Source organism: Providencia sp. PROV267 (genome assembly GCF_028477825.1).
Taxonomy (GTDB): domain Bacteria; phylum Pseudomonadota; class Gammaproteobacteria; order Enterobacterales; family Enterobacteriaceae; genus Providencia; species Providencia stuartii.
In genome coordinates this window covers 155,956-176,754 of record NZ_JAMPLX010000024.1, presented here as the reverse complement: position 1 = coordinate 176,754, position 20,799 = coordinate 155,956, and the positions used below count along the sequence as shown (strand labels likewise).

The window sequence follows — 20,799 nt, the reverse complement described above, 5'->3', positions numbered from 1 at the left end:
AGGAGTTAAAAATCGAGACTACAAGCCCCTTCTTCGGCACCCGAGAAGTGGTTTCTTAATGCACTAAAGAGCTCTCGACCACAGCCTGAACGTTGGGCACTTAAATCTGGTTGATAAGCCTGACGAGCGGCGAGTGTTGGTTCATCGACTCGCAGAGTCAATTCACCCGTTACACCATTCACACGAATGATATCGCCATTTTCCACCTTAGCCAGTAAACCGCCATTATGTGCTTCAGGGGTGACATGGATGGCCGAAGGAACCTTACCTGATGCGCCGGATAATCGACCGTCTGTTACTAGTGCAACTTTATAACCTCTATCCATCAGAACCCCTAATGGAGGCATGAGTTTATGGAGTTCAGGCATACCATTTGCAGATGGGCCTTGGAAACGGACAACAATGACGCAATCACGATCTAATTCTCCAGACTCAAACAGCGGCAAAATATCGTGTTGGTTATTGAAGACGACAGCAGGAGCTTCAATGATTTGATTCGCTTCCGGTATTGCGGAGGTTTTCATGACGGCGCGTCCTAAATTCCCTGATAAAACTTTTGTACCACCATGATGGGAAAATGGCTGATTAATATCTGCGATGACGTTCAAGTCAAAGGAGGTATTGGGGCCGTCACGCCACGCTAAATGACCGTTGTCTAGCCAAGGCTCCATGGTATAGCGCGAGAGGCCATCACCAGCAACAGTATGAACGTCGTGATGGAGTAATCCTTTGGATAAGAGCTGGCGGATAAGGAGAGGTACTCCGCCTGCGGCTTGAAATTGATTTATATCTGCTTGACCGTTGGGGTAAATGCGGCAGATTAATGGGATCACTGCTGATAGCTCAGAGAAATCATCCCAATTAATGATGATCCCTGCTGCTCGTGCAATAGCCACTAGGTGCATAGTTAAATTAGTTGAACCGCCAGTTGCAAGTAAGGCGATAATACCATTCACAATGACCTTTTCGTCAATTAATTGGCCTATTGGCAGGTAATTACCTGATTGTTCGGTTAAACGAGTAATTTGGCGTGCTGCTGCCTCGGTTAAGGCGTCGCGTAAGGGGGTATCTGGCTGAACAAAAGAGGCCCCCGGTAAATGTAGCCCCATAACCTCCATGACCATTTGGTTAGAGTTTGCGGTACCGTAAAAGGTACAGGTGCCAATACCATGATAAGAGGCAGCTTCAGCTTCTAATAGCGCGTTTCTATCTACTTTGCCTTCAACATATAGCTGGCGGATGCGGACTTTTTCTTTATTCGGTAACCCTGTTGTCATTGGGCCGGCAGGAACAAAAATAGCGGGAAGGTGACCAAAGGACAAGGCACCAATCATGAGACCGGGCACAATTTTATCGCAGATCCCAAGGTATAACGCGCCGTCAAACATATTATGTGAAAGGCCAATTGCGGTAGACATTGCAATCACATCACGGCTTAGCAGAGACAATTCCATGCCATCTTGCCCTTGAGTTACACCATCACACATTGCAGGCACGCCAGCGGCAACTTGCCCAATAGCACCCGATTCGAGTAACGCTTTTTTCAGACGCTCAGGGTAATGGTCATAGGGGCGGTGAGCTGACAGCATATCATTATAAGAGTTAATGATCGCAATATCAGAGCGTGTCATGCTTTTGAGGATCTTTTTATCTTCAGGTTGGCAGGCTGCAAATCCATGAGCGAGGTTACCACAAGCAAGTTCTGCACGATGAACGGTTGTACTACGTGCTTGCTCAATTTTGTGTAGGTAATGCTCTCTTGTTTTTTTTGAGCGAGCGATAATACGTTTGGTGATCCGCATTATTTCAGGATGAACGGAGGAATAACCGTTCTCTATCTTATTGGAATTGCTCATAATTACTAACCTCATCACAGAGACTTTTTATCTACCAACACGCATTTATCAAATAAGGGCGCTGAAGAGACTTTATTTGTTTAGCGATATGTTACCGGTAACATTGTTAATTGAAATGCATAGAGTTGCAATGGATCGTGGACAGATTTCGAAGTATCTGTGATCTGAATCAAGATTACTTGACTTGTTGATTGAGGGAAAATTGTGCTGTTTTCGATTAATAGGCTGAATTTTGTGAATGATTTGTGGTCTAGTAATAGGCTTACACATTGATTGAGAAAGAAGGTCTATAGTCGGGGATTCATGCTAAAACGGTTTATTGCAGTGGCATTACTGTTCACATCGTCTTTAACATATGCAGAGACGGTATTGGAATCAGGCTCGCTATCAATACTCAATGATATTCAGCAACGTACAAAAGGACTGAATGAAGAGCAGCGGGTTAAAGTGATAACTGAAACATTGCTAGGCACGCCTTATAACAGTCACACGTTGAACGCTTCTTTTTCGGCGAAAGAAACGTTGGTTATAAATTTAAAATCAATGGATTGCATGACTTTTATTGAATATACAGAAGCATTTAAAAGATCAGAGAATTATGATGATTTTATTCATAATCTAAAAAATATCCGTTATACGCAAGATAATATCTCCTATGTGAATCGACGGCATTTTTTCACCGATTGGTTGTATCAAAACGACGGTATGGTGTTTGATATCACACAAACCATCAGCCCTAACGCAGTTCAGGTGTATAAAAATCTTAATTTAAAAAGTCATGGGCAGCGCTTTATTCAAGGTCTACCGGTAACGAAACGCGTAGTCAGCTATATACCGACAGAGTATATTGATGAGGCTGTGTTAGATGCGCTACAGACAGGGGATTATATTGGGATTTATGCTAATCGGGCTGGGCTAGATGTAAGTCACGTTGGGATTGCTATTCGTCAGGGCGGTAAAATTTATTTTAGAAATGCTTCCTCATTAAAACTTAATTTGCAAGTTATGGATATAGAGTTAATGCGCTATTTGCGTGGTAAGGCTGGGATCATTGTCGTCAGATCCACAGTAGACTCATCGACCGGATATTAGGGGATTACTTCAAGTTCTGATATCGCCATTAGTTAAATTTACAGCTTTAAATATATCTTTATGGAGCTGACTGTATTCAATTTGAATTGGATTTAATTTAATATTTAATTCATAAATTATGATCTACCTCATATTATGGATTGTTGTTACTCATTTTTCAGGAATTCTAAATATTGTTTAAAGTGTCTAACTATTTCTAGAGTTATTTAAAGTGTAAATAGTTATTAAAATATTAAGTATAAATAATTAACTATAAAACTAATTGTAGGCGTGATAAAAATAAAAAAATGATTAAAAAGCAATGAATTGCTTTTTTAAAAAAGGAATAAATTTGTTTAATAAAATGAATGATAACTATTAACTATCAATATGTTAAATTTTGATTGCTGATAACTATTTTTAAAGAGGGGGGGAAATTCTATAATAGTTGGGCTAATAAAATAATATTATTTCCTTTTCTAGGAGAGGGATATGGCGATAAAAAAAAGAGAAGATGTGTATGCTTTATTAGGTCACCATTTGCGTCAAGCAAGAATGAAAAGAGGATTATCTGGTCACGAATTAGCAAATATTATTAATTTAAGTCAGCAACAAATCTCGCGTTATGAGCGTGGCGTAAATAAATTGAGTTTAGATAAACTTATTGAAATTATTGTATTTTTAGATATCGATGTTAAAGATATTGTGAGGATTATTACGACAGAAGTTGAACATGAGAAGCGAACTTTCTATACATCAATAGAATAGGAAATTTATTTGAGATTAGGAGGTCTGACGAGATTCTCTAATTTATTAGAGGAATTTTTAGGCTGTTCTGATAAAGACTAAAACTTTGTTAATAATTTTAATCTAATATAGTCAATGTGACTAGTTATCAACGCGTAATATGTGTTCGAGCACCTCTATGGGTAACTGGTATTAAATTATCGGTTACCCACTCAAACTGTAAAATATACTAATATAATTGGTGAATATATCACTCAAGGTATGCTTATTTACCTTAGTCATCCATGACTCTTTCGTTATACATCGGATAAATAATCGCGATTGAAGGTCAACTTATATCTGAACTATCAAGACTAGATAAATAAACATGTGGTTTATACTTAATAAAGTATTCCGATTGATTATTTTTTATCAGATTAATTATAAACTATTCTAAAATTAATCATCTATCATATCAATTTTTGATAATTTGATTTTAAAGAAACCAGACCGTTTTCGTATTTTTACCCTTTTATTAGGTTTTGGTTTTAACTATTAACCAAATAAAGGCTATATTTGATTAAAGTAAAATAGTAACTAGATTGATAATGGTAACCTAAACCAATGAATTAAACTTATGCTAAATTCTTTTGAAACAAATTAGAGATAAAATAATCAACCCATTTAAGGTAAGGATGCCGTGCAGGCTATAAAGCATTTTCCGTGTATATGATAGCCTGAATCGAACGGTTAAAATGCTCAAAATAACGGTTACGCATTTTGGCTTAAGCATGGGTAAAAAAGGTATTTCAATCGTTTTTTTTAATATGGATAATGCCCTATTTTTCTTGGCGATTTAGCTTAGATAATCGTCTATTTTTATTTTGTGTATTCTTTGTAAACAAATAAATAGGTAGAATGCCTGTCAATTTAACATAGGGGCTATAAGGACAGATTGAATGATCCGTTATTTATTAATTCTAATGGTTTTTATTATTTCAGGTTGTTCAACGCTGTCACCACGGCAGGGATACTATGTTGATAATCGCTATCCGTCACGCAATACGAGTGAAAGGGTCCAATATGTGGTTTTGCACTATACAGTGTCTGATGACAATCAATCTATCTATCTGCTCACTAAAGGTAATGTGAGCTCCCATTATCTGATCCCAAGTACTCCCTCACAGGAAAATAATAAGCCCGTGGTATTACAGCTAGTGCCGGAATCGCTAAAGGCATGGCATGCTGGTGATAGTCATTGGCTAAATAGCAGTAATTTGAATGATACTTCAATTGGTATTGAAATTGTGAATTCAGGTTTTTCCACGGATCAGAATGGCCGTAAAATATGGGCTCCTTTTAATCAGTCGCAAATTTTAGCTTTAATCCCGTTAGTGAAAGATATTATGCAGCGTTATAATATCCCTGCGCAAAATATCATCGGGCATAGTGATATTGCGCCATTACGCAAAGAGGACCCCGGTAGAGCCTTTCCATGGGAAGAATTGGCGAAACAAGGCATTGGCGCATGGCCTGATGCTGCGACAGTAAAAGGTTATTTGTCGAATAGAGGGAAAGACGAGCCGAGTAATGTGCTATTGTTACAGAAGGCGCTAAGGTTTTATGGCTATGCGGAAATTCCGCTATCAGGGGAGCTGGATGGGCAGACGCAACAGATCATTAGCGCATTCCAAATGCATTTCCGTCCACGGAACATTGATGGAAAAGCCGATGCTGAAACTGAGGCAATTGCGTTAGCGCTTATTGAAAAGTACCGTGATATGCCACGTTTCTTATCTACAAATTCATTTACGCATCCACAGGTTCAGCATATAACTAATTAATAACCTTATTTTTATAGGTTAGCGGATCGCGCCATATTCACGACTGATCTCTTTGGCGGCTTTGATCACCATAGCGCCGAGTTCAGTCACCCGATCGTCGGTGATCCGTGAAAGTGGCCCTGAAATAGAGATGGCAGCAAACGCCTCTTTGTGTTCATCATAAATACATGCGCCAATGCACCTGAGTCCTAAAGCGTGCTCCTCATCATCATAAGAGAACCCTTGTTTTTTCGCTTGTTGCAGGTTTTCTTTAAGGGCAGATGGCGTCGTTAAAGTATAAGGTGTATAGGCGTGAAGCCCTTTTTTACTCAATAGTGGAATGAGTTGTTCTTCCGGTAAGTTGGCGATAAATGCTTTACCTGCACCGGAAGCATGCAGAGGAAGTTTCCCACCGATAGGGGCAGACATGCGCATTAAAGCATTACATTGCACTTGGTCGACAATGACTGCGTCGAATTCACTATGGTCAAGAATAGCAAGGTTGACGGTCTCACCGGACTCTTCCATTAAACGACGTAAAATAGGGTGAACTAAGGCCAGTAGGTTACGACTTTCAAGGAAGCTGCTCCCAATAATAAACGCATTAGAAGCAATCACCCATAAGCCGAGATCGCCAGTCTGACGGACAAAACCGTGTTGTTCGAGTGTCATGAGCAAACGGTGGGTTGTGGAGTTAGGTAGACCCGCTTGTAGAGCAAGGTCGGTCAACGCAATCCCTCCCGTTGATTCAGAAATATATTCCAAAAGGGTTAGCCCACGACTTAATGACTGGACTTGACCTGCCGCAGGTGCTCCACTTGCCGGCCCCTTTGCCTTTTTTATTTTTTTACTGATTGATGCAGTCGCCATTAAGTCTCTCCTGACTGGAATGAATTTTTGTTTCTATTATGGATGATTTCACCTCAAAATACTCATCGGATCAGTGAAAAATTAGATCTTATGCAACCTGAGAAACTCTCATCATGAGGTGGAATTCTCAACGTAAAAATTATGATAGGATGAATGTGGCACTAATTTAACTTATGACTTTGGTTGTTGTTTTTTAGGAGGCAGGGAAAGTGGTTTATAAAATCAGTATGTTAGAACAAGAATTACAAAAAAGGATCTTAGTACTGGATGGCGCAATGGGGACGATGATCCAGCGCCATAAGCTAACCGAAGAACAATTCCGTGGTGAACGCTTTGCGGATTGGCCTTGTGACCTCAAAGGAAACAACGACCTCCTTGTTTTGACTCAGCCTGAAATTATCCGCGATATTCATGATCAATACTTTGCGGCTGGGGCAGATATTGTTGAGACAAACACATTTAACTCAACAACGATTGCGATGGCAGACTACAAAATGGAATCGTTGTCTGCCGAAATAAATGAAGCCGCTGCACGTATCGCCCGTGAATGTGCCGATGAGTGGACACGTAAAACACCGGAACAGCCACGCTATGTTGCTGGTGTGTTGGGACCGACTAACCGCACAGCCTCGATCTCCCCTGATGTTAACGACCCCGCATTTCGGAATATCAATTTTGATCAATTAGTTGAAGCCTATCGTGAATCAACGCACGCCTTGATCAAAGGGGGTGTCGATCTGATCATGATCGAAACAATTTTTGATACGTTAAATGCAAAAGCGGCGATCTTTGCGGTTGAAACAGAATTTGAAGCCTTGGGAGTGACTCTGCCGGTTATGATTTCGGGAACGATCACCGACGCGTCTGGGCGTACCCTATCGGGGCAAACTACCGAAGCTTTCTATAACTCATTGCGTCATGCTAGACCTTTATCCTTTGGTCTCAACTGTGCTTTAGGGCCAAATGAATTGCGCCAATATGTGTCTGAACTATCGCGTATTGCGGAGTGCTATGTCAGTGCACACCCTAACGCAGGCTTACCCAATGCTTTTGGCGAATATGATCTCGATGCACAAAATATGGCGGAACAAATTCGTGAATGGGCACAAGCAGGCTTTTTGAATATTGTCGGGGGATGTTGTGGTACGACACCGTTGCACATCAAAAAAATTGTTGAAGCCGTTAAAGGAATTGCGCCGCGCGCCTTACCAAAGTTACCTGTAGAGTGCCGTTTATCAGGGCTAGAACCACTTAATATTGGCAAAGACTCGTTATTTGTTAACGTCGGCGAACGTACGAATGTGACGGGATCGGCGAAGTTTAAACGTCTCATTAAGGAAGGAAACTACCAAGAGGCATTAGATATTGCTCGCCAGCAAGTGGAAAACGGCGCACAGATTATCGATATCAACATGGATGAAGGGATGTTGGATTCGGAAGCGGCGATGGTGCGTTTTCTTAATTTAATTGCTGGCGAACCTGATATTGCCCGTGTTCCCATTATGATCGACTCTTCAAAATGGGATGTTATCGAAAAAGGGCTGAAATGCATTCAAGGCAAAGGCATTGTGAACTCAATTTCGATGAAGGAGGGGGAAAGTGCCTTTATCGAACATGCCAAATTGGTGCGTAAATATGGTGCCGCAGTCATTGTGATGGCATTTGATGAGGTAGGCCAAGCCGACACCCGTGAACGAAAAATCGAAATTTGTCGTCGTGCCTATCACGTATTGACTGACACGGTCGGTTTCCCTCCAGAAGATATTATTTTTGATCCAAATATTTTTGCCGTCGCGACAGGTATTGAAGAACATAATAACTATGCTGTCGATTTTATTGAAGTTTGTCAGGATATTAAGCAGCAGCTTCCACATGCGATGATCTCTGGTGGTGTCTCTAACGTGTCGTTTTCATTCAGAGGCAATGATCCCGTTCGTGAAGCGATCCATGCTGTGTTCCTCTATTATGCTATCCGTAATGGCATGGATATGGGGATCGTCAATGCGGGGCAGTTAGCTATCTATGATGATCTGCCTAAAGAGTTAAAAGATGCGGTCGAAGATGTGATCTTAAACCGCCGTGAGGATAGCACTGAACGCCTGTTGGAATTAGCGGAAAAATATCGTGCATCAGGCAGTGAGGAGCAGCAAGTTCAACAGGCTGAATGGCGCTCTTGGGCTGTCGAAAAGCGTTTAGAATATGCGTTAGTTAAAGGGATCACCGAATTTATCATCCCAGATACGGAGGAGGCGCGCCAACTCGCAGCAAGCCCTATTGAAGTGATTGAAGGGCCATTGATGAATGGGATGAATGTCGTGGGTGACTTGTTTGGTGAAGGGAAAATGTTTTTACCACAGGTTGTTAAATCCGCTCGAGTGATGAAACAAGCAGTTGCCTACTTAGAACCTTATATTCAGGCACTTAAACAATCAGGTAGCAGCGCGGGTAAAATTTTATTAGCGACCGTTAAAGGTGATGTTCACGATATAGGTAAAAATATTGTCGGCGTCGTTTTACAGTGTAATAACTATGAGATTGTTGACTTGGGCGTGATGGTACCTTGTGAAACCATCTTAAAAACAGCCCGTGAGCAGAATGTTGATGTTATTGGCCTTTCTGGGTTAATTACGCCTTCGTTGGATGAGATGGTCCATGTGGCTAAAGAGATGGAGCGCCAAGGCTTTACAATCCCTTTGATGATTGGGGGAGCGACAACATCAAAAGCTCACACGGCAGTAAAAATAGAACCCAATTACAGCCACTCAGTGACATATGTACAAAATGCATCGCGCACTGTAGGCGTGGTTTCCGCGCTACTTTCCGCAACACAAAAAGCGGAGTTCGTTGCTCGAACTCGCCGTGAATATGAAATCGTTCGTGAGCAACATGGACGTAAAAAACCCAAAACCCCGCCAGTCTCCCTTGAAATTGCTCGCGCTAACTCAGTGAAAATTGATTGGCAAAATTACCAGCCACCTGTGCCACGTTTCCTTGGTGTGAAAGAGGTCAAAGCATCGATTGAGACATTACGTCATTATATTGATTGGACGCCTTTCTTTATGACATGGTCGCTCGCGGGGAAATATCCACGCATCCTAGAAGATGAGGTGGTCGGTGAAGAGGCGCGTAAATTACTAAAAGACGCGAACAACATGCTAGATCAACTCACGAAGGATAATGCCCTGACGCCAAGAGGCATATTTGGTCTATTTCCTGCAAACAGTGTAGGGGATGATATTGAAATATATCGTTCCTCGGCTCGTGATAGTGCAGATGTTATCGCTCTCAACCTACGTCAACAAACAGAGAAGAAAGAGTTTCCTAACTACTGTTTATCTGACTTTGTCGCCCCTAAAGCCAGTGGAAAAGCGGATTATATTGGTGCTTTTGCGGTTACGGGGGGGTTAGAAGAAGATGCCCTTGCAGATGGATATGAACAGCAACATGATGACTATAATAAAATTATGTTGAAGGCGTTAGCTGATAGGCTTGCGGAGGCATTTGCGGAATACTTGCACCAGCAGGTGAGAAAAGAGTATTGGGGTTATGCCCCTGACGAGGATTTGCCGAATGATGAGCTGATCCGTGAAAAATATCAGGGGATCCGACCGGCGCCGGGGTATCCAGCTTGCCCTGAACATACCGAAAAAGCCAAAATTTGGCAGTTATTAGATGTGGAAAATCGAGTCGGTATGCAATTAACCAGTTCTTATGCAATGTGGCCTGGAGCGTCGGTTTCAGGTTGGTATTTCAGCCACCCTGAAAGTAAATATTTTGCCGTCGCTCAGGTGCAGCGGGATCAGGTCGAGGACTATGCAAAACGTAAGGGAATGTCAGTCAGTGAACTTGAAAGATGGCTCGCACCAAATTTAGGCTATGACCCAGAGGATTGAATTTCCGGAGGGTCGGCACCATCTTATCAGTAAGACACTTAAAGAGGCTGAACGATGAGCTACGAATTTATTATTGAAGATAGGCTGCCGAACACGGCAGTTTATCCTTATAAAATCCAAAACAGTGCGGCACCTGAGACATTTTTCATGAGTGAAGATCTGGTGAGCGCCATGATGAGTATTTTGCAAATCATGGATAAGCTTGATACCGATGAGATGTTAGATGACCACTGTTTCAATCAAATTTGGCTAAAAAGTGAATTGACACCGGCTCGTGCGGAGGAGATTTATCTTTATTTAGAAGATGCACAAATGGTTGAGCCTGTTCCTTCACAAGAAGAAATTGACGCATTCCACCAAGCACAACGCGATGAAGATAAATTATTATCGAAAGAAAGCCCGAAAGAGGGAATGATCCCTGTGCATAAGTTTGCCACCAATGACGGTTGGTTGGTCACCATGAAAGAGTGTGGTTGGATAGCTGAAGTTTTCTCCCCTGAATTAATCGGGGAAAACCAATTTGTTGTGTCACAAATAGCGAACCTATGTAAGGTCAGCCATGAAATGCTGGAATCCATGCTAGTGGAATGGGGGAAATTTAATTTATTCGCAAGCAAACATGGCGGTTATCGAGTCAACTAATCCCCTGTAGGTGGTGAACGGTTTTTCACCACCTAAAATATGCCTAAATATTCTATTATTCGTTGCTGATTTTAGGAGCTGAACGCTTATGCTTTTCCATGAGGAGTGTTATGTTATAAGCATAATGCTGGCGAATGGATTGATTGAATGAATTTACGACCCTTAATATTTTTGCTTTGTTTAGGCAGTGCTGCTTTTGTGCAGGCTAATTCCAAGGAAACATTATCGGTACAAGGAAAACAGCAACCGCCAGCTTCTCTTGCCACACCCCCTGAAAACCTTCCTGTCGAGTTTACTCATAAATTAAAAGAAGCTGAGTCTGGTGATATTGATGCCATGCTCAATATTGGCCTTGTTTATATGGATGGTACTGATTATTTATCTCCTGATGCAGATAAGGCTTTCATTTGGTTTAAAAAAGTCTCTGATCGCGGCAGTGCCGATGGTGACTATTATTTAGGGCTTTTAGCACAACAGCAGCAAAAATATGCAGAGGCAGTGCGCTGGTATCGGAAAGGGGCAGAAAAGGGTGACCCTGATTGCCAATATAGTTTAGGTTTTTTGTATGAGCGCGGCTTAGGCTTGGAGCAAGATTATAAACAAGCTAAAGCATGGTATACGAAGTCCGCCGAACAAGGGGGCGCGTATAGCCAGTTGGCGTTAGGTATGTTTTATTACGATGGCTTAGACGGTGAGGTTGATTATCAAAAAGCCAAAATGTGGTATGAAAAGAGTGCACAGCAGGGAGTGGCTGCGGCAGTCAATAACTTAGCTGTCTTATATGAAAAGGGTGAAGGCGTTCAGCAGGACGAGGAAAAAGCCATTGATTTGTATCGACAAGCAGCAAATATGGGTTCAGCAATTGCACAAATGAATATGGGGGATCTCTATTATGAAGGCCACCGTTTGATTGAAAAGAACCCGTATCAAGCGATGTATTGGTATAAGCGTGCTGCATCACAGGGGTATACAGATGCACTGTTTGTGATGGGGCGGGGCTATGAAGAGGGTGATGGTGTAGGCAAAGATCTTGGCAGTGCCTTTGAGTGGTATTTGCTAGGCGCCAATAATGGTTCTGTTCCTGCTGCAATGAAAGTCGCGGAGTTTTACGAAAAAGGGTTAGGCGGTGTCAAAGCCAATCATGGAAAAGCCATTGAATGGTATATGAGCATGGCCGAGGATGATATTGTCGAAGCACAAACAAAACTCGCTGAATTGTATATTGCAGGGCAACTCCCTGAGATAGATATTCAAAAAGTGGTGAGTTGGCTACAAGCCTCAGAGCAGGATGATATCCAATCAAAAAATCAATTGGCCATTTTTTACTTAACGGGAAATGGGGTAAAACAAGATGCGCGAAGAGCGCGGGAATTATGGCAACAATCCGCGTTTCAAGGCCTCAGTGATGCACAAAATAACCTTGCCGTCATGTATGCCAAGGGGCTTGGTGGCGATAAAAATATCTTTCGAGCCATCATGTGGTTTGAGCGGGCGAGTCAGCAGGATGATACAACAGCACAAAAAAATTTAAGGTTGTTAAAAGAGAATGCAGCGGTGACAGCAGCGATGTTGGAGTACACGGCAAATGTACAAAAGGCGATGGCTAAGATAAAGGGAGGTGATGAATGATAGCTGAATTGATGGTCGCATATGTACTCGCGGCAACATTGCTAACAATAACACCAGGTATTGATACCGCACTAATTTTAAGAACATCAACGGTTCAGGGAACACGAACGGCCTTTGCCGCCGCGGCAGGAATTGGGTTAGGGTGTTTGGCGTGGGGGGCTATGGTAGCCTTTGGTTTAGGCGCACTGATTGCCGCCTCTGAACTCGCTTACTCTATTTTAAAATGGTGTGGTGCTGCCTATTTGTGTTGGCTTGGTGTTCAAATGCTATTGAAACCGAGAAACCATTTTTCAGGTAATAACGCGACATCCACCAAGCAACAAAATTGGTTTATGCGAGGCTTTTTGGGCAATTTACTTAACCCAAAAGTAGGTATTTTCTATGTCTCATTTTTACCGCAATTTATCCCTGCCGGAAAAGATGTAGTGATGTGGACATTTTTGCTGGTGGGGATCCATGTCATTTTAGGGATTATTTGGAGTGGCTTGTTGATTGGTGCTACCCGCCCCCTATCGACATTATTTAAAAAACCGGCGGTAATTCGCTGGATGGACAGAACAACAGGGCTAATTTTTATTATGTTCGCGGCTAAATTAGCTTTCTCTCGCCGATAAAGTCAAAGGCGCCCTTTATCTAAGAGCGCCTGTCTTCTCAGTAAAGTGAGCCGTTATTCAAATAGATTTGAATGCAGAGTGCGCACTATCTCTTCCGCGTCATTACCTGGTACCAGTAGGCAGATATTATGGCTGCTGGCACCGTAGCTGATCATTCGGATATTGAAGGATTCTAGCGCCCCAAAAATTTGTTTGCCGAGGCCATTTACTTGCGACAGTTCGTTACCAATGATGGCCACTAGCGCTAAGTTTTCTTCTACTTCTACGCGGCATAGCGCTGATAGCTCTGTCATCAGTGCGTTGGTGAGTAAGCTACCATTTGTACCTGTAGAGCCAGTGGTGTCTAATGTGAGGGCTACGCTCACCTCGGATGTGGTGATCAAGTCAACGGAAATATTGTGACGTAATAAAATCGTGAATATTTCAGCTAAGAAGCCTCGAGCATGCAGCATTTTTAGGCTATGTAACGTGAGCAGTGTTTGTTTACGGCGCAGTGCTAACGCTCTAAATTGAGGGGCATTCGCGGTTTTATCACACACTAAGGTTCCGCCAGCTTGTGGCTCTTTACTGGAGCCAACAAAAACAGGGATCCCAGCACGTACCGCAGGTAATAGCGTTGCTGGATGCAATATTTTAGCGCCAAACGTTGCCATTTCCGCGGCTTCGTCAAAAGCAATTTCATCAATACGCTGTGCTGCGGGTACGACGCGTGGATCTGTCGTGTAAATACCAGGAACGTCTGTCCAGATATCAACACGTGCTAAATTGAGAACTTCAGCCAATAATGCCGCGGTATAATCGCTACCGCCACGGCCAAGTGTTGTTGTGCGTCCTTTGCTATCTTGCCCAATAAAACCTTGTGTAATGACTAAAGAACCCTGTAGGCGAGGGAGCAAGTGTTGTTGGGCCGACTCTTTTAATTGCAAAAGGTCGGGTTCAGCGCGACCAAAGTTTGCATTTGTTTTCATTACTTTGCGCACATCAAACCATTGTGAGTTAGCCCCACGCTGGCGGAGGACTTCAACAAACAGCAAAGTCGACATAAGTTCACCGTGACTCACCATTTCATCGGTGAGCGCATCGGAAGTTGCCAGAGAAGCGGAATCTGCCAAATGAGCAATATTATCTAATAAACGATTAATCTCTTCGCGAATTACTTCCGCATGTTGTAAATGATCAATAATCGCATATTGGATCTCTTTAACTTTTTGCAGTAGCTGATTACGTTTGTCGGCATCGCAACCTTCGGCAAGCTCTATCAACAAATTAGTGATACCCGCAGAAGCAGAAAGTACCACTACGCGGACATTATTGTTCGAAAGAACAACGTCTGCACTTTTGTTCATGGCTTCAAAATTAGCGACACTTGTCCCCCCAAATTTGGCGATAACGTACGGATTATTTTCTGGCAAAGAGGCTACTGCATTCATGGTATCAATCCCTTTTGGCAATCTATTTTTTATATAGAAATATCGGGTTAGGCCGATGCCGTCAATGAAGAATCGATGCAAATCAGTAATTCTAATGATGACTAATTTATTATCGCTTTTCCCGATGGCTGTAATAAGCTCTGGAAAAATTGCAAAAAATTGCCCAATATCATAAGGATTGCAAGAACGCAGGAAAGTGATAGGTCAAGATGACTCGGCGAGTTACAATTATTTTTATTTCAAATATTTTGGAGAGTGTTATCCATGAATAGTATTAATCCAAGCCAAACGGCAGCATGGCGGGCGCTAGAGCAACATTTTGCGCAAATGAAAGATACCCATATGCGCGACCTGTTCAAACAAGACAATGATCGCTTTACCAAATTTTCCGCGACATTTGACGACCAAATTTTGGTGGACTACTCCAAAAACCGAATTACTCAAGAAACATTGGATAAGTTATTCGCATTGGCTGAAGAGACTCAGCTAAAAAGCGCAATGAATAGTATGTTCAGTGGTGAAAAAATTAACCGTACCGAAGATCGTGCTGTATTGCATATCGCACTACGTAACCGTGACAATACACCGATTTATGTTGATGGCAAAGATGTGATGCCAGATGTCAACGCGGTCTTAGAAAAGATGCATCAATTTAGTGAGCGCATTATTAATGGCGAGTGGAAAGGGTATACTGGCAAGGCTATCACGGATGTGGTGAATATCGGTATCGGTGGCTCAGATCTTGGTCCATTTATGGTCACCGAAGCGCTACGCCCTTATAAAAATCACTTAAATATGCACTTTGTTTCTAACGTTGATGGCACGCAGATAGCGGAAACGTTGAAAGTTTTAAATCCAGAAACAACTCTGTTTTTAATCGCATCAAAAACCTTCACGACGCAAGAAACCATGACGAATGCGCATTCAGCGCGTGATTGGTTGCTCGCACAAGCGAAAGATGAACAGCATATCGCAAAACATTTCGTGGCACTGTCAACCAATAGTGAGCAAGTCGCGAAGTTCGGTATTGATACGGCAAATATGTTTGAGTTTTGGGATTGGGTTGGTGGCCGTTATTCATTATGGTCAGCGATTGGCCTATCCATTATCTTGTCTGTGGGTTATGACAATTTTGTTCAGCTCCTCGAAGGGGCTCATGCAATGGATAAGCACTTTACCCAAACGGCTTTTGAAAAGAATATTCCTGTTCTCCTTGGCTTAATTGGCATTTGGTATAACAACTTTTTTGAGTCGGAAACTGAAGCGATTCTGCCATATGATCAATATATGCACCGTTTTGCCGCTTATTTCCAACAAGGAAATATGGAGTCAAATGGTAAGTATATTGACCGTAATGGCAACAAAGTTTCTTATCAAACGGGGCCAATTATTTGGGGTGAACCGGGCACGAACGGCCAACATGCCTTTTATCAATTGATCCATCAAGGAACTAAAATGATCCCTTGTGATTTTATTGCGCCAGCAGTAACGCATAATCCACTCGGTGATCATCACGATAAATTACTGTCGAATTTCTTTGCTCAAACGGAAGCGTTGGCATTTGGTAAGACGCGTGAAGTTGTTGATGCGGAATTTGCGGCTCAAGGTAAAAACCCTGCGGATATGGAGTATGTTGCTCCTTATAAAGTGTTTGAAGGTAACCGCCCAACAAACTCAATCTTGCTTAAAGAGATCACACCTTATTCATTAGGTGCACTCATTGCGATGTATGAACATAAGATCTTCACGCAAGGGGCAATTCTGAATATTTTCACCTTTGACCAATGGGGTGTAGAGCTTGGGAAGCAATTGGCGAGCCGAATTTTGCCTGAGTTAGAAAGTAAAGACGAAATCAGCAGCCATGATAGCTCAACTAATGGACTAATTAATCGTTATAAAGCTTGGCGTTGATAAGCGTCATAGCTACCTTTCACAGCCTGCCATAATGGCAGGCTGTCGCTATTTAATCATTTCTACTTGATCATTTTGTGTGTATGACTCATTAGCGTTAAAAATTATTTTAAGAAAATTTTACAATTCATGTGGGATTTGTGATTTTTTAACTAATTTGTTAGCTAACTTTAACCTTATCGCAAGGCAACGTGATATCCTTCATGCTAAGAACCAATATGATACAAAACCACACAGTATAGTGGTGGAATGATGAGTAATGGATGAAACGCTTTTTATCTCTCACCCGATAACATGGCTATCAGAAGATGATGACCTTGTTCCTGAAAATGTTTTAGATTGGCTACATGAACTAGGGTCGATGACAAAACGCTTAGAGCAGCATTGCCAACGTGTCACGGTTGTTCCTTATACGCAACGTTATGTGACTCAAGAGGCATTGAGCGAAGAAGAAGCGGCGTGTTTACCTGTCAGTGAATATTATTGGTTACGTGAAGTCATTATGTATGGTGATAATATTCCATGGTTACTTGGACGAACGTTAATTCCACAGGAGACATTGACTGGTGAAGACCGGAAACTTATTGATATCGGTGCTGTACCGTTAGGGCGTTATCTCTTTAGCCATGATAATCTTTCCCGTGATTATATTCATATAGGGCAGCAAAATTTGCGATGGATCCGCCGCTCTCTATTAAGATTATCTGAAAAACCTTTATTATTAACCGAACTGTTTTTACCTGAATCACCTGCATATAAAAGATAAAAAATAAAAGGAGCACAACAAATGGAGGGAAGTATGGCGCTAAGTAAATGGCATGCCTACAGCCGTTTGATGCGTATTGATAGGCCGATAGGGTCGCTATTATTGTTATGGCCAACCTATTGGGCGTTGTGGATTGCCGCTCAAAGTATACCGAGTTTACATATTCTTATTGTCTTTACGGCGGGCGTTTTCTTGATGCGTGCAGCCGGATGCGTGATTAACGATTTCGCAGACCGTCACTTTGATGGCCATGTTGAGCGAACGAAACACCGCCCATTACCCAGTGGTGATGTGACAGAAAAAGAAGCAAAAATTTTATTCGCTAGCCTCGTTGGTCTCTCATTTTTATTGGTACTGACGCTAAATTCAATGACTATCTGGCTATCTGTTGCCGGATTAGCTTTGGCGTGGATTTATCCTTTTGTTAAGCGAGTCAGCCACTTACCTCAAGTTGTTTTAGGTGCCGCATTTGGTTGGTCTATCCCGATGGGCTTCTCTGCTGTCAGTGAATCGTTACCATTGGTGTGCTGGGTACTGTTTTTGGTCAATATCTTGTGGTCCGTGATTTATGATACCCAGTATGCGATGGTTGACCGCAATGATGATTTAAAAATCGGCGTTAAATCAACAGCGATACTGTTTGGCCAATATGACAAGCTGATTATTGGTATTTTACAGATCGTGATGATTGTTTTATTGGTGTTAGTGGGTTCATTGGCTGATTTAGGAGCGGTGTACTATATCGCACTATCACTATCGGCATTGCTGTTTATTTACCAACAAAAATTAATGGTAGATAGGGAACGAGCACCGTGTTTTAAAGCCTTTTTAAATAATAACTATGTTGGATTGATCTTATTTATTGGGATTTTCTTAAGTTACTTGTAAACCATTTGTGGAATAGTAAAGGGGTAATGTGAAGCACATTACCCCTTTTACGTACTGACGACCCTACGTTTTTAACGTGGGATTTTGTTTATAAGGGGGAACATGAATTGCATTCCCCCTTTTGGTTTCTTTAGACTTAAAAGTTAGTCTTCTTTTGATTTTTCTGTCTCAGTAGCGCGCTCCTCTGGTTGACTCACGCTCTCAATAGTCAAACGAATTTCTGGCGACATTAAACGCGAAATAACCGCATAGAGTTTTTTCGCATTGGCCGTGAAAATATCGTTTTCATCATTATCAATGTAGCCTTCTTCCCGTAGCGTTTCGACTAAGATTGAAAAGACTGCTTTATCGAAGAATTCAGGAGCGTTAATACCGTGCAGCACAGAAAGACGCTGAGCTAGCATGCGGCTCTCCTTTTCTAATGTATTACGGCTAATTTCTGGACTCGCATTGAGTAAAGAAAGCGTAATCGCATAGCGCTGTAAGGTTTCGCGAACACCTGCTGCGAGCAACTGTAATGGGCGTATACGACGTGGATTAAGAATGACAATATCGTCTTCTTTTAAGCACACTAATTTCTGGTTATTTAGCTCATCAATTAAGGTATCAACGACTTCAACCAAAGAGCCACTATCAAAACGCATAAACAATTCAGCTTTGAGGAAGGGGTAAATTTGCCCTACTTGATAGTGGATATCTTGGCGGCTAATACTTTCATGATGGAGCACAATGCTCGAGATCAGTGATGGCAACACCAATAAGTGATGAATGTTATTACGATAATAGGTCATGAGAACGGCATTCTCACGAGGAAGAATGATAATGTCTCCCATACTATCTTTTTCGACTTCAAACTTATCCATCTGCAAAGCATGTTCTAACAATTGCTCCGCTGTTTTATTTGGTGTTGTTGCATCAGCCGTATAAGGAACATTACGCAATAACTGTAGGTAACAATCGACTTGCTCAATAAGTTGCTCACGCGTTAATGAACGTTGGCGCGACGCAAGTAATGCCGTTGAGCACAGGTTAATAGCGTTAGCTGCCGCAGCATTATTAATATTGACCATAATGTGATCTGCTAGCCCACTGACGATTGGGTTTAACCAACTCGGGCGCTGAGGTTCGATAGGGTCAATCGAGTCGCGCCAATCAGGTACACGTTTTGTGAGATATTGAGAGAGTGAAATAGGCTGACCAAAATTCACATAGCCTTGGCCTAAGTTACGTAATTTACGTAGGCCGCGAACCATCGAAAAGAAGCCTTCTTTCTCTTTTTCAGCACCACGTAGCTCTTTGGCATAAGTTCCCACTTCCAGAACATTTTCATAGCCAATATAAACGGGCACGATCGTAATAGGACGAGAGTCGCCACGTAGCATCGCTTGTAGCGTCATCGACAAGGTACCTGTTTTTGGCTGAAGTAAACGGCCTGTACGGGAGCGGCCACCTTCAACAAAATATTCAATAGAGTAACCCCGCGCAAATAATTCACTGAGGTACTCACGGAATACGGTTGAATAGAGTTTATTACCTTTAAAGGTTCGACGAATAAAGAAAGCGCCGAGGTGACGGAAAATAGGCCCCGCTGGCCAGAAATTCAAGTTGATACCTGCCGCGATATGAGGAGGAACTAAGCCTTGATGATATAAAACGTATGACAGCAGCAAGTAATCCATGTGGCTGCGATGAGAAGGCACATAAACGATTTCATGACCATCTTGCGCCAATTGGCGAACTCGCTCGGCATGCTGAACGTTGATCCCTTGATATAAGCGGTTCCAAGTCCAACTTAACACTCGGTCAGTAAGACGTATCGCTTCATAAGAGAAGTTAGCGGCAATTTCTTCCATCATATTGACGGCATTTTGCTGAGCTTTCTTCAGTGGAATTTTTTTGCTACGGGCTTCGTCTTCAACCGCCTTTTCAATGGCTTTTGAGGTTAGCAGCTTATTGAATAGCTCTTGGCGAACAGGCAATTTAGGGCCAACAGCAGCAAGGCGTTGGCGTGAATAGTGAATACGCGCGACCCGTGCAAGTTTATTCGCAATAATAGTATCTGTGCCATGTTCTTGCGCCATCAAGCCCATCGACACTGGAGGGGAAAAGCGAACAAAGCTATCTCGCCCAAGCCAGATTATGGCAAAGAACTTTTGAATACCGTTAAGTAAACGCAATGGCGGCGCCGGTGTATGCCCTTCACGCCCAGGAGAGCGACCGAACATGACAGAAGCCGGTAGCATTTGGATATCAAGATTCGGATTACTACGATGCAAATCTAAGTAGGCATGGAATACCTTCACCGATTCTTTACGTGGATTAGGAGAATAATAACGAAATACTCTAGGGCCATCATCAATAAAGACGTAAGCCGGTAATTTAGTGCCATTAATGTCATTATCGACCAAAGGATCAGGTAGGCCGATAGATAAGCATTGGTGACGTAATGTTAAAAGGTCAGATTTAGAATGATATGGCAGCACATATAATGTGGGCCGACTGGTGTCCAATTCAAGTTCTGAAATAGGGTCCGTTGGAACGAGTTTGCTCTTTACCAGTAATTTAAGTGGTAAATTCAACGTGTTGTAATATATTTTACGCCATAGTGACATAAATGATTATAGCCTCTTGTTAACAATGCTTCGCAAGCATACCAGAAATCAACTGGCAAATCTGTTAC

At 42.2% G+C, this 20,799-nt stretch carries 14 protein-coding genes; 10 read left to right on the top strand and 4 right to left on the bottom strand.

The window, feature by feature from the left end; all coding sequences use genetic code 11:
• Positions 1-5: 5 nt before the first annotated feature.
• Positions 6-1,802, bottom strand: a complete 1,797-nt coding sequence (edd, locus tag PR709_RS16715) for a phosphogluconate dehydratase (RefSeq protein WP_412033793.1) — start codon at positions 1,800-1,802, stop codon at positions 6-8.
• Between the two features lie 357 nt (positions 1,803-2,159).
• Here edd and PR709_RS16710 point away from each other — a divergent pair, with 357 nt between their 5' ends.
• The 3 genes from PR709_RS16710 (at position 2,160) to PR709_RS16700 (ending at position 5,497) form a co-directional block, all read left to right on the top strand.
• Positions 2,160-2,948 carry an N-acetylmuramoyl-L-alanine amidase-like domain-containing protein gene (locus tag PR709_RS16710; RefSeq protein WP_004925887.1) on the top strand — a complete coding sequence of 263 codons (789 nt, stop codon included), beginning with the start codon at positions 2,160-2,162 and terminating at the stop codon, positions 2,946-2,948.
• A gap of 471 nt (positions 2,949-3,419) precedes the next feature.
• Positions 3,420-3,695 (top strand): helix-turn-helix domain-containing protein, encoded by a 276-nt coding sequence (locus PR709_RS16705; RefSeq protein ID WP_004925889.1) that lies wholly within the window; start codon positions 3,420-3,422, stop codon positions 3,693-3,695.
• Positions 3,696-4,612: 917 nt separating this feature from the next.
• Positions 4,613-5,497 (top strand): N-acetylmuramoyl-L-alanine amidase, encoded by an 885-nt coding sequence (locus PR709_RS16700; RefSeq protein ID WP_014656937.1) that lies wholly within the window; start codon positions 4,613-4,615, stop codon positions 5,495-5,497.
• Between the two features lie 18 nt (positions 5,498-5,515).
• On the opposite strand, the gene iclR is transcribed toward PR709_RS16700, so the two are convergent.
• Entirely contained in the window at positions 5,516-6,346 is an 831-nt protein-coding gene (iclR, locus tag PR709_RS16695) for a glyoxylate bypass operon transcriptional repressor IclR (protein ID WP_004925895.1), read from the bottom strand.
• A gap of 227 nt (positions 6,347-6,573) precedes the next feature.
• On the opposite strand from iclR, the gene metH reads away from it, so the two are divergent.
• From metH to PR709_RS16675, 4 genes are all read left to right on the top strand, one after another.
• Complete coding sequence (gene metH, locus PR709_RS16690) at positions 6,574-10,239, top strand: methionine synthase (RefSeq protein WP_272571008.1); 3,666 nt, start codon at positions 6,574-6,576, stop codon at positions 10,237-10,239.
• A gap of 54 nt (positions 10,240-10,293) precedes the next feature.
• The gene (locus PR709_RS16685; RefSeq protein WP_004925899.1) at positions 10,294-10,881 is read left to right on the top strand and encodes a hypothetical protein; all 588 of its coding nucleotides are present in this window, start codon (positions 10,294-10,296) and stop codon (positions 10,879-10,881) included.
• 147 nt (positions 10,882-11,028) lie between these two features.
• Positions 11,029-12,510 (top strand): tetratricopeptide repeat protein, encoded by a 1,482-nt coding sequence (locus tag PR709_RS16680; RefSeq protein WP_004925902.1) that lies wholly within the window; start codon positions 11,029-11,031, stop codon positions 12,508-12,510.
• The gene (locus PR709_RS16675; RefSeq protein ID WP_004925905.1) at positions 12,507-13,124 is read left to right on the top strand and encodes a LysE family translocator; all 618 of its coding nucleotides are present in this window, start codon (positions 12,507-12,509) and stop codon (positions 13,122-13,124) included. The genes PR709_RS16680 and PR709_RS16675 overlap by 4 nt, the downstream gene beginning before the upstream one ends.
• A gap of 53 nt (positions 13,125-13,177) precedes the next feature.
• Here the strand turns inward: PR709_RS16675 and lysC are convergent, their stop codons facing one another.
• Positions 13,178-14,554 carry a lysine-sensitive aspartokinase 3 gene (lysC, locus tag PR709_RS16670; protein WP_004925907.1) on the bottom strand — a complete coding sequence of 459 codons (1,377 nt, stop codon included), beginning with the start codon at positions 14,552-14,554 and terminating at the stop codon, positions 13,178-13,180.
• Positions 14,555-14,818: 264 nt separating this feature from the next.
• On the opposite strand from lysC, the gene pgi reads away from it, so the two are divergent.
• The 3 genes from pgi (at position 14,819) to ubiA (ending at position 18,119) form a co-directional block, all read left to right on the top strand.
• Positions 14,819-16,465, top strand: coding sequence for a glucose-6-phosphate isomerase (pgi, locus tag PR709_RS16665; RefSeq protein WP_004925910.1), 1,647 nt, complete (start codon positions 14,819-14,821; stop codon positions 16,463-16,465).
• 259 nt (positions 16,466-16,724) lie between these two features.
• Complete coding sequence (ubiC, locus tag PR709_RS16660; protein WP_004925912.1) at positions 16,725-17,231, top strand: chorismate lyase; 507 nt, start codon at positions 16,725-16,727, stop codon at positions 17,229-17,231.
• A 33-nt stretch (positions 17,232-17,264) separates the two neighbouring features.
• Positions 17,265-18,119, top strand: a complete 855-nt coding sequence (ubiA, locus tag PR709_RS16655; protein ID WP_169342289.1) for a 4-hydroxybenzoate octaprenyltransferase — start codon at positions 17,265-17,267, stop codon at positions 18,117-18,119.
• 143 nt (positions 18,120-18,262) lie between these two features.
• Here the strand turns inward: ubiA and plsB are convergent, their stop codons facing one another.
• Complete coding sequence (gene plsB, locus PR709_RS16650; protein ID WP_004925916.1) at positions 18,263-20,731, bottom strand: glycerol-3-phosphate 1-O-acyltransferase PlsB; 2,469 nt, start codon at positions 20,729-20,731, stop codon at positions 18,263-18,265.
• Between the last annotated feature and the right edge of the window lie 68 nt (positions 20,732-20,799).

Excerpts from the sequence above, each read along its gene's own strand:
- PR709_RS16680 (WP_004925902.1), top strand. The coding sequence starts at position 11,029 with ATGAATTTACGACCCTTAATATTTTTGCTTTGTTTAGGCAGTGCTGCT.
- PR709_RS16710 (WP_004925887.1), top strand. The coding sequence starts at position 2,160 with ATGCTAAAACGGTTTATTGCAGTGGCATTACTGTTCACATCGTCTTTA.
- PR709_RS16700 (WP_014656937.1), top strand. The coding sequence starts at position 4,613 with ATGATCCGTTATTTATTAATTCTAATGGTTTTTATTATTTCAGGTTGT.
- PR709_RS16705 (WP_004925889.1), top strand. The coding sequence starts at position 3,420 with ATGGCGATAAAAAAAAGAGAAGATGTGTATGCTTTATTAGGTCACCAT.
- PR709_RS16685 (WP_004925899.1), top strand. The coding sequence starts at position 10,294 with ATGAGCTACGAATTTATTATTGAAGATAGGCTGCCGAACACGGCAGTT.
- pgi (WP_004925910.1), top strand. The coding sequence starts at position 14,819 with ATGAATAGTATTAATCCAAGCCAAACGGCAGCATGGCGGGCGCTAGAG.
- metH (WP_272571008.1), top strand. The coding sequence starts at position 6,574 with ATGTTAGAACAAGAATTACAAAAAAGGATCTTAGTACTGGATGGCGCA.
- plsB (WP_004925916.1), bottom strand. The coding sequence starts at position 20,731 with ATGTCACTATGGCGTAAAATATATTACAACACGTTGAATTTACCACTT.
- iclR (WP_004925895.1), bottom strand. The coding sequence starts at position 6,346 with ATGGCGACTGCATCAATCAGTAAAAAAATAAAAAAGGCAAAGGGGCCG.
- edd (WP_412033793.1), bottom strand. The coding sequence starts at position 1,802 with ATGCGGATCACCAAACGTATTATCGCTCGCTCAAAAAAAACAAGAGAG.
- ubiC (WP_004925912.1), top strand. The coding sequence starts at position 16,725 with ATGGATGAAACGCTTTTTATCTCTCACCCGATAACATGGCTATCAGAA.
- lysC (WP_004925907.1), bottom strand. The coding sequence starts at position 14,554 with ATGAATGCAGTAGCCTCTTTGCCAGAAAATAATCCGTACGTTATCGCC.
- PR709_RS16675 (WP_004925905.1), top strand. The coding sequence starts at position 12,507 with ATGATAGCTGAATTGATGGTCGCATATGTACTCGCGGCAACATTGCTA.
- ubiA (WP_169342289.1), top strand. The coding sequence starts at position 17,265 with ATGGCGCTAAGTAAATGGCATGCCTACAGCCGTTTGATGCGTATTGAT.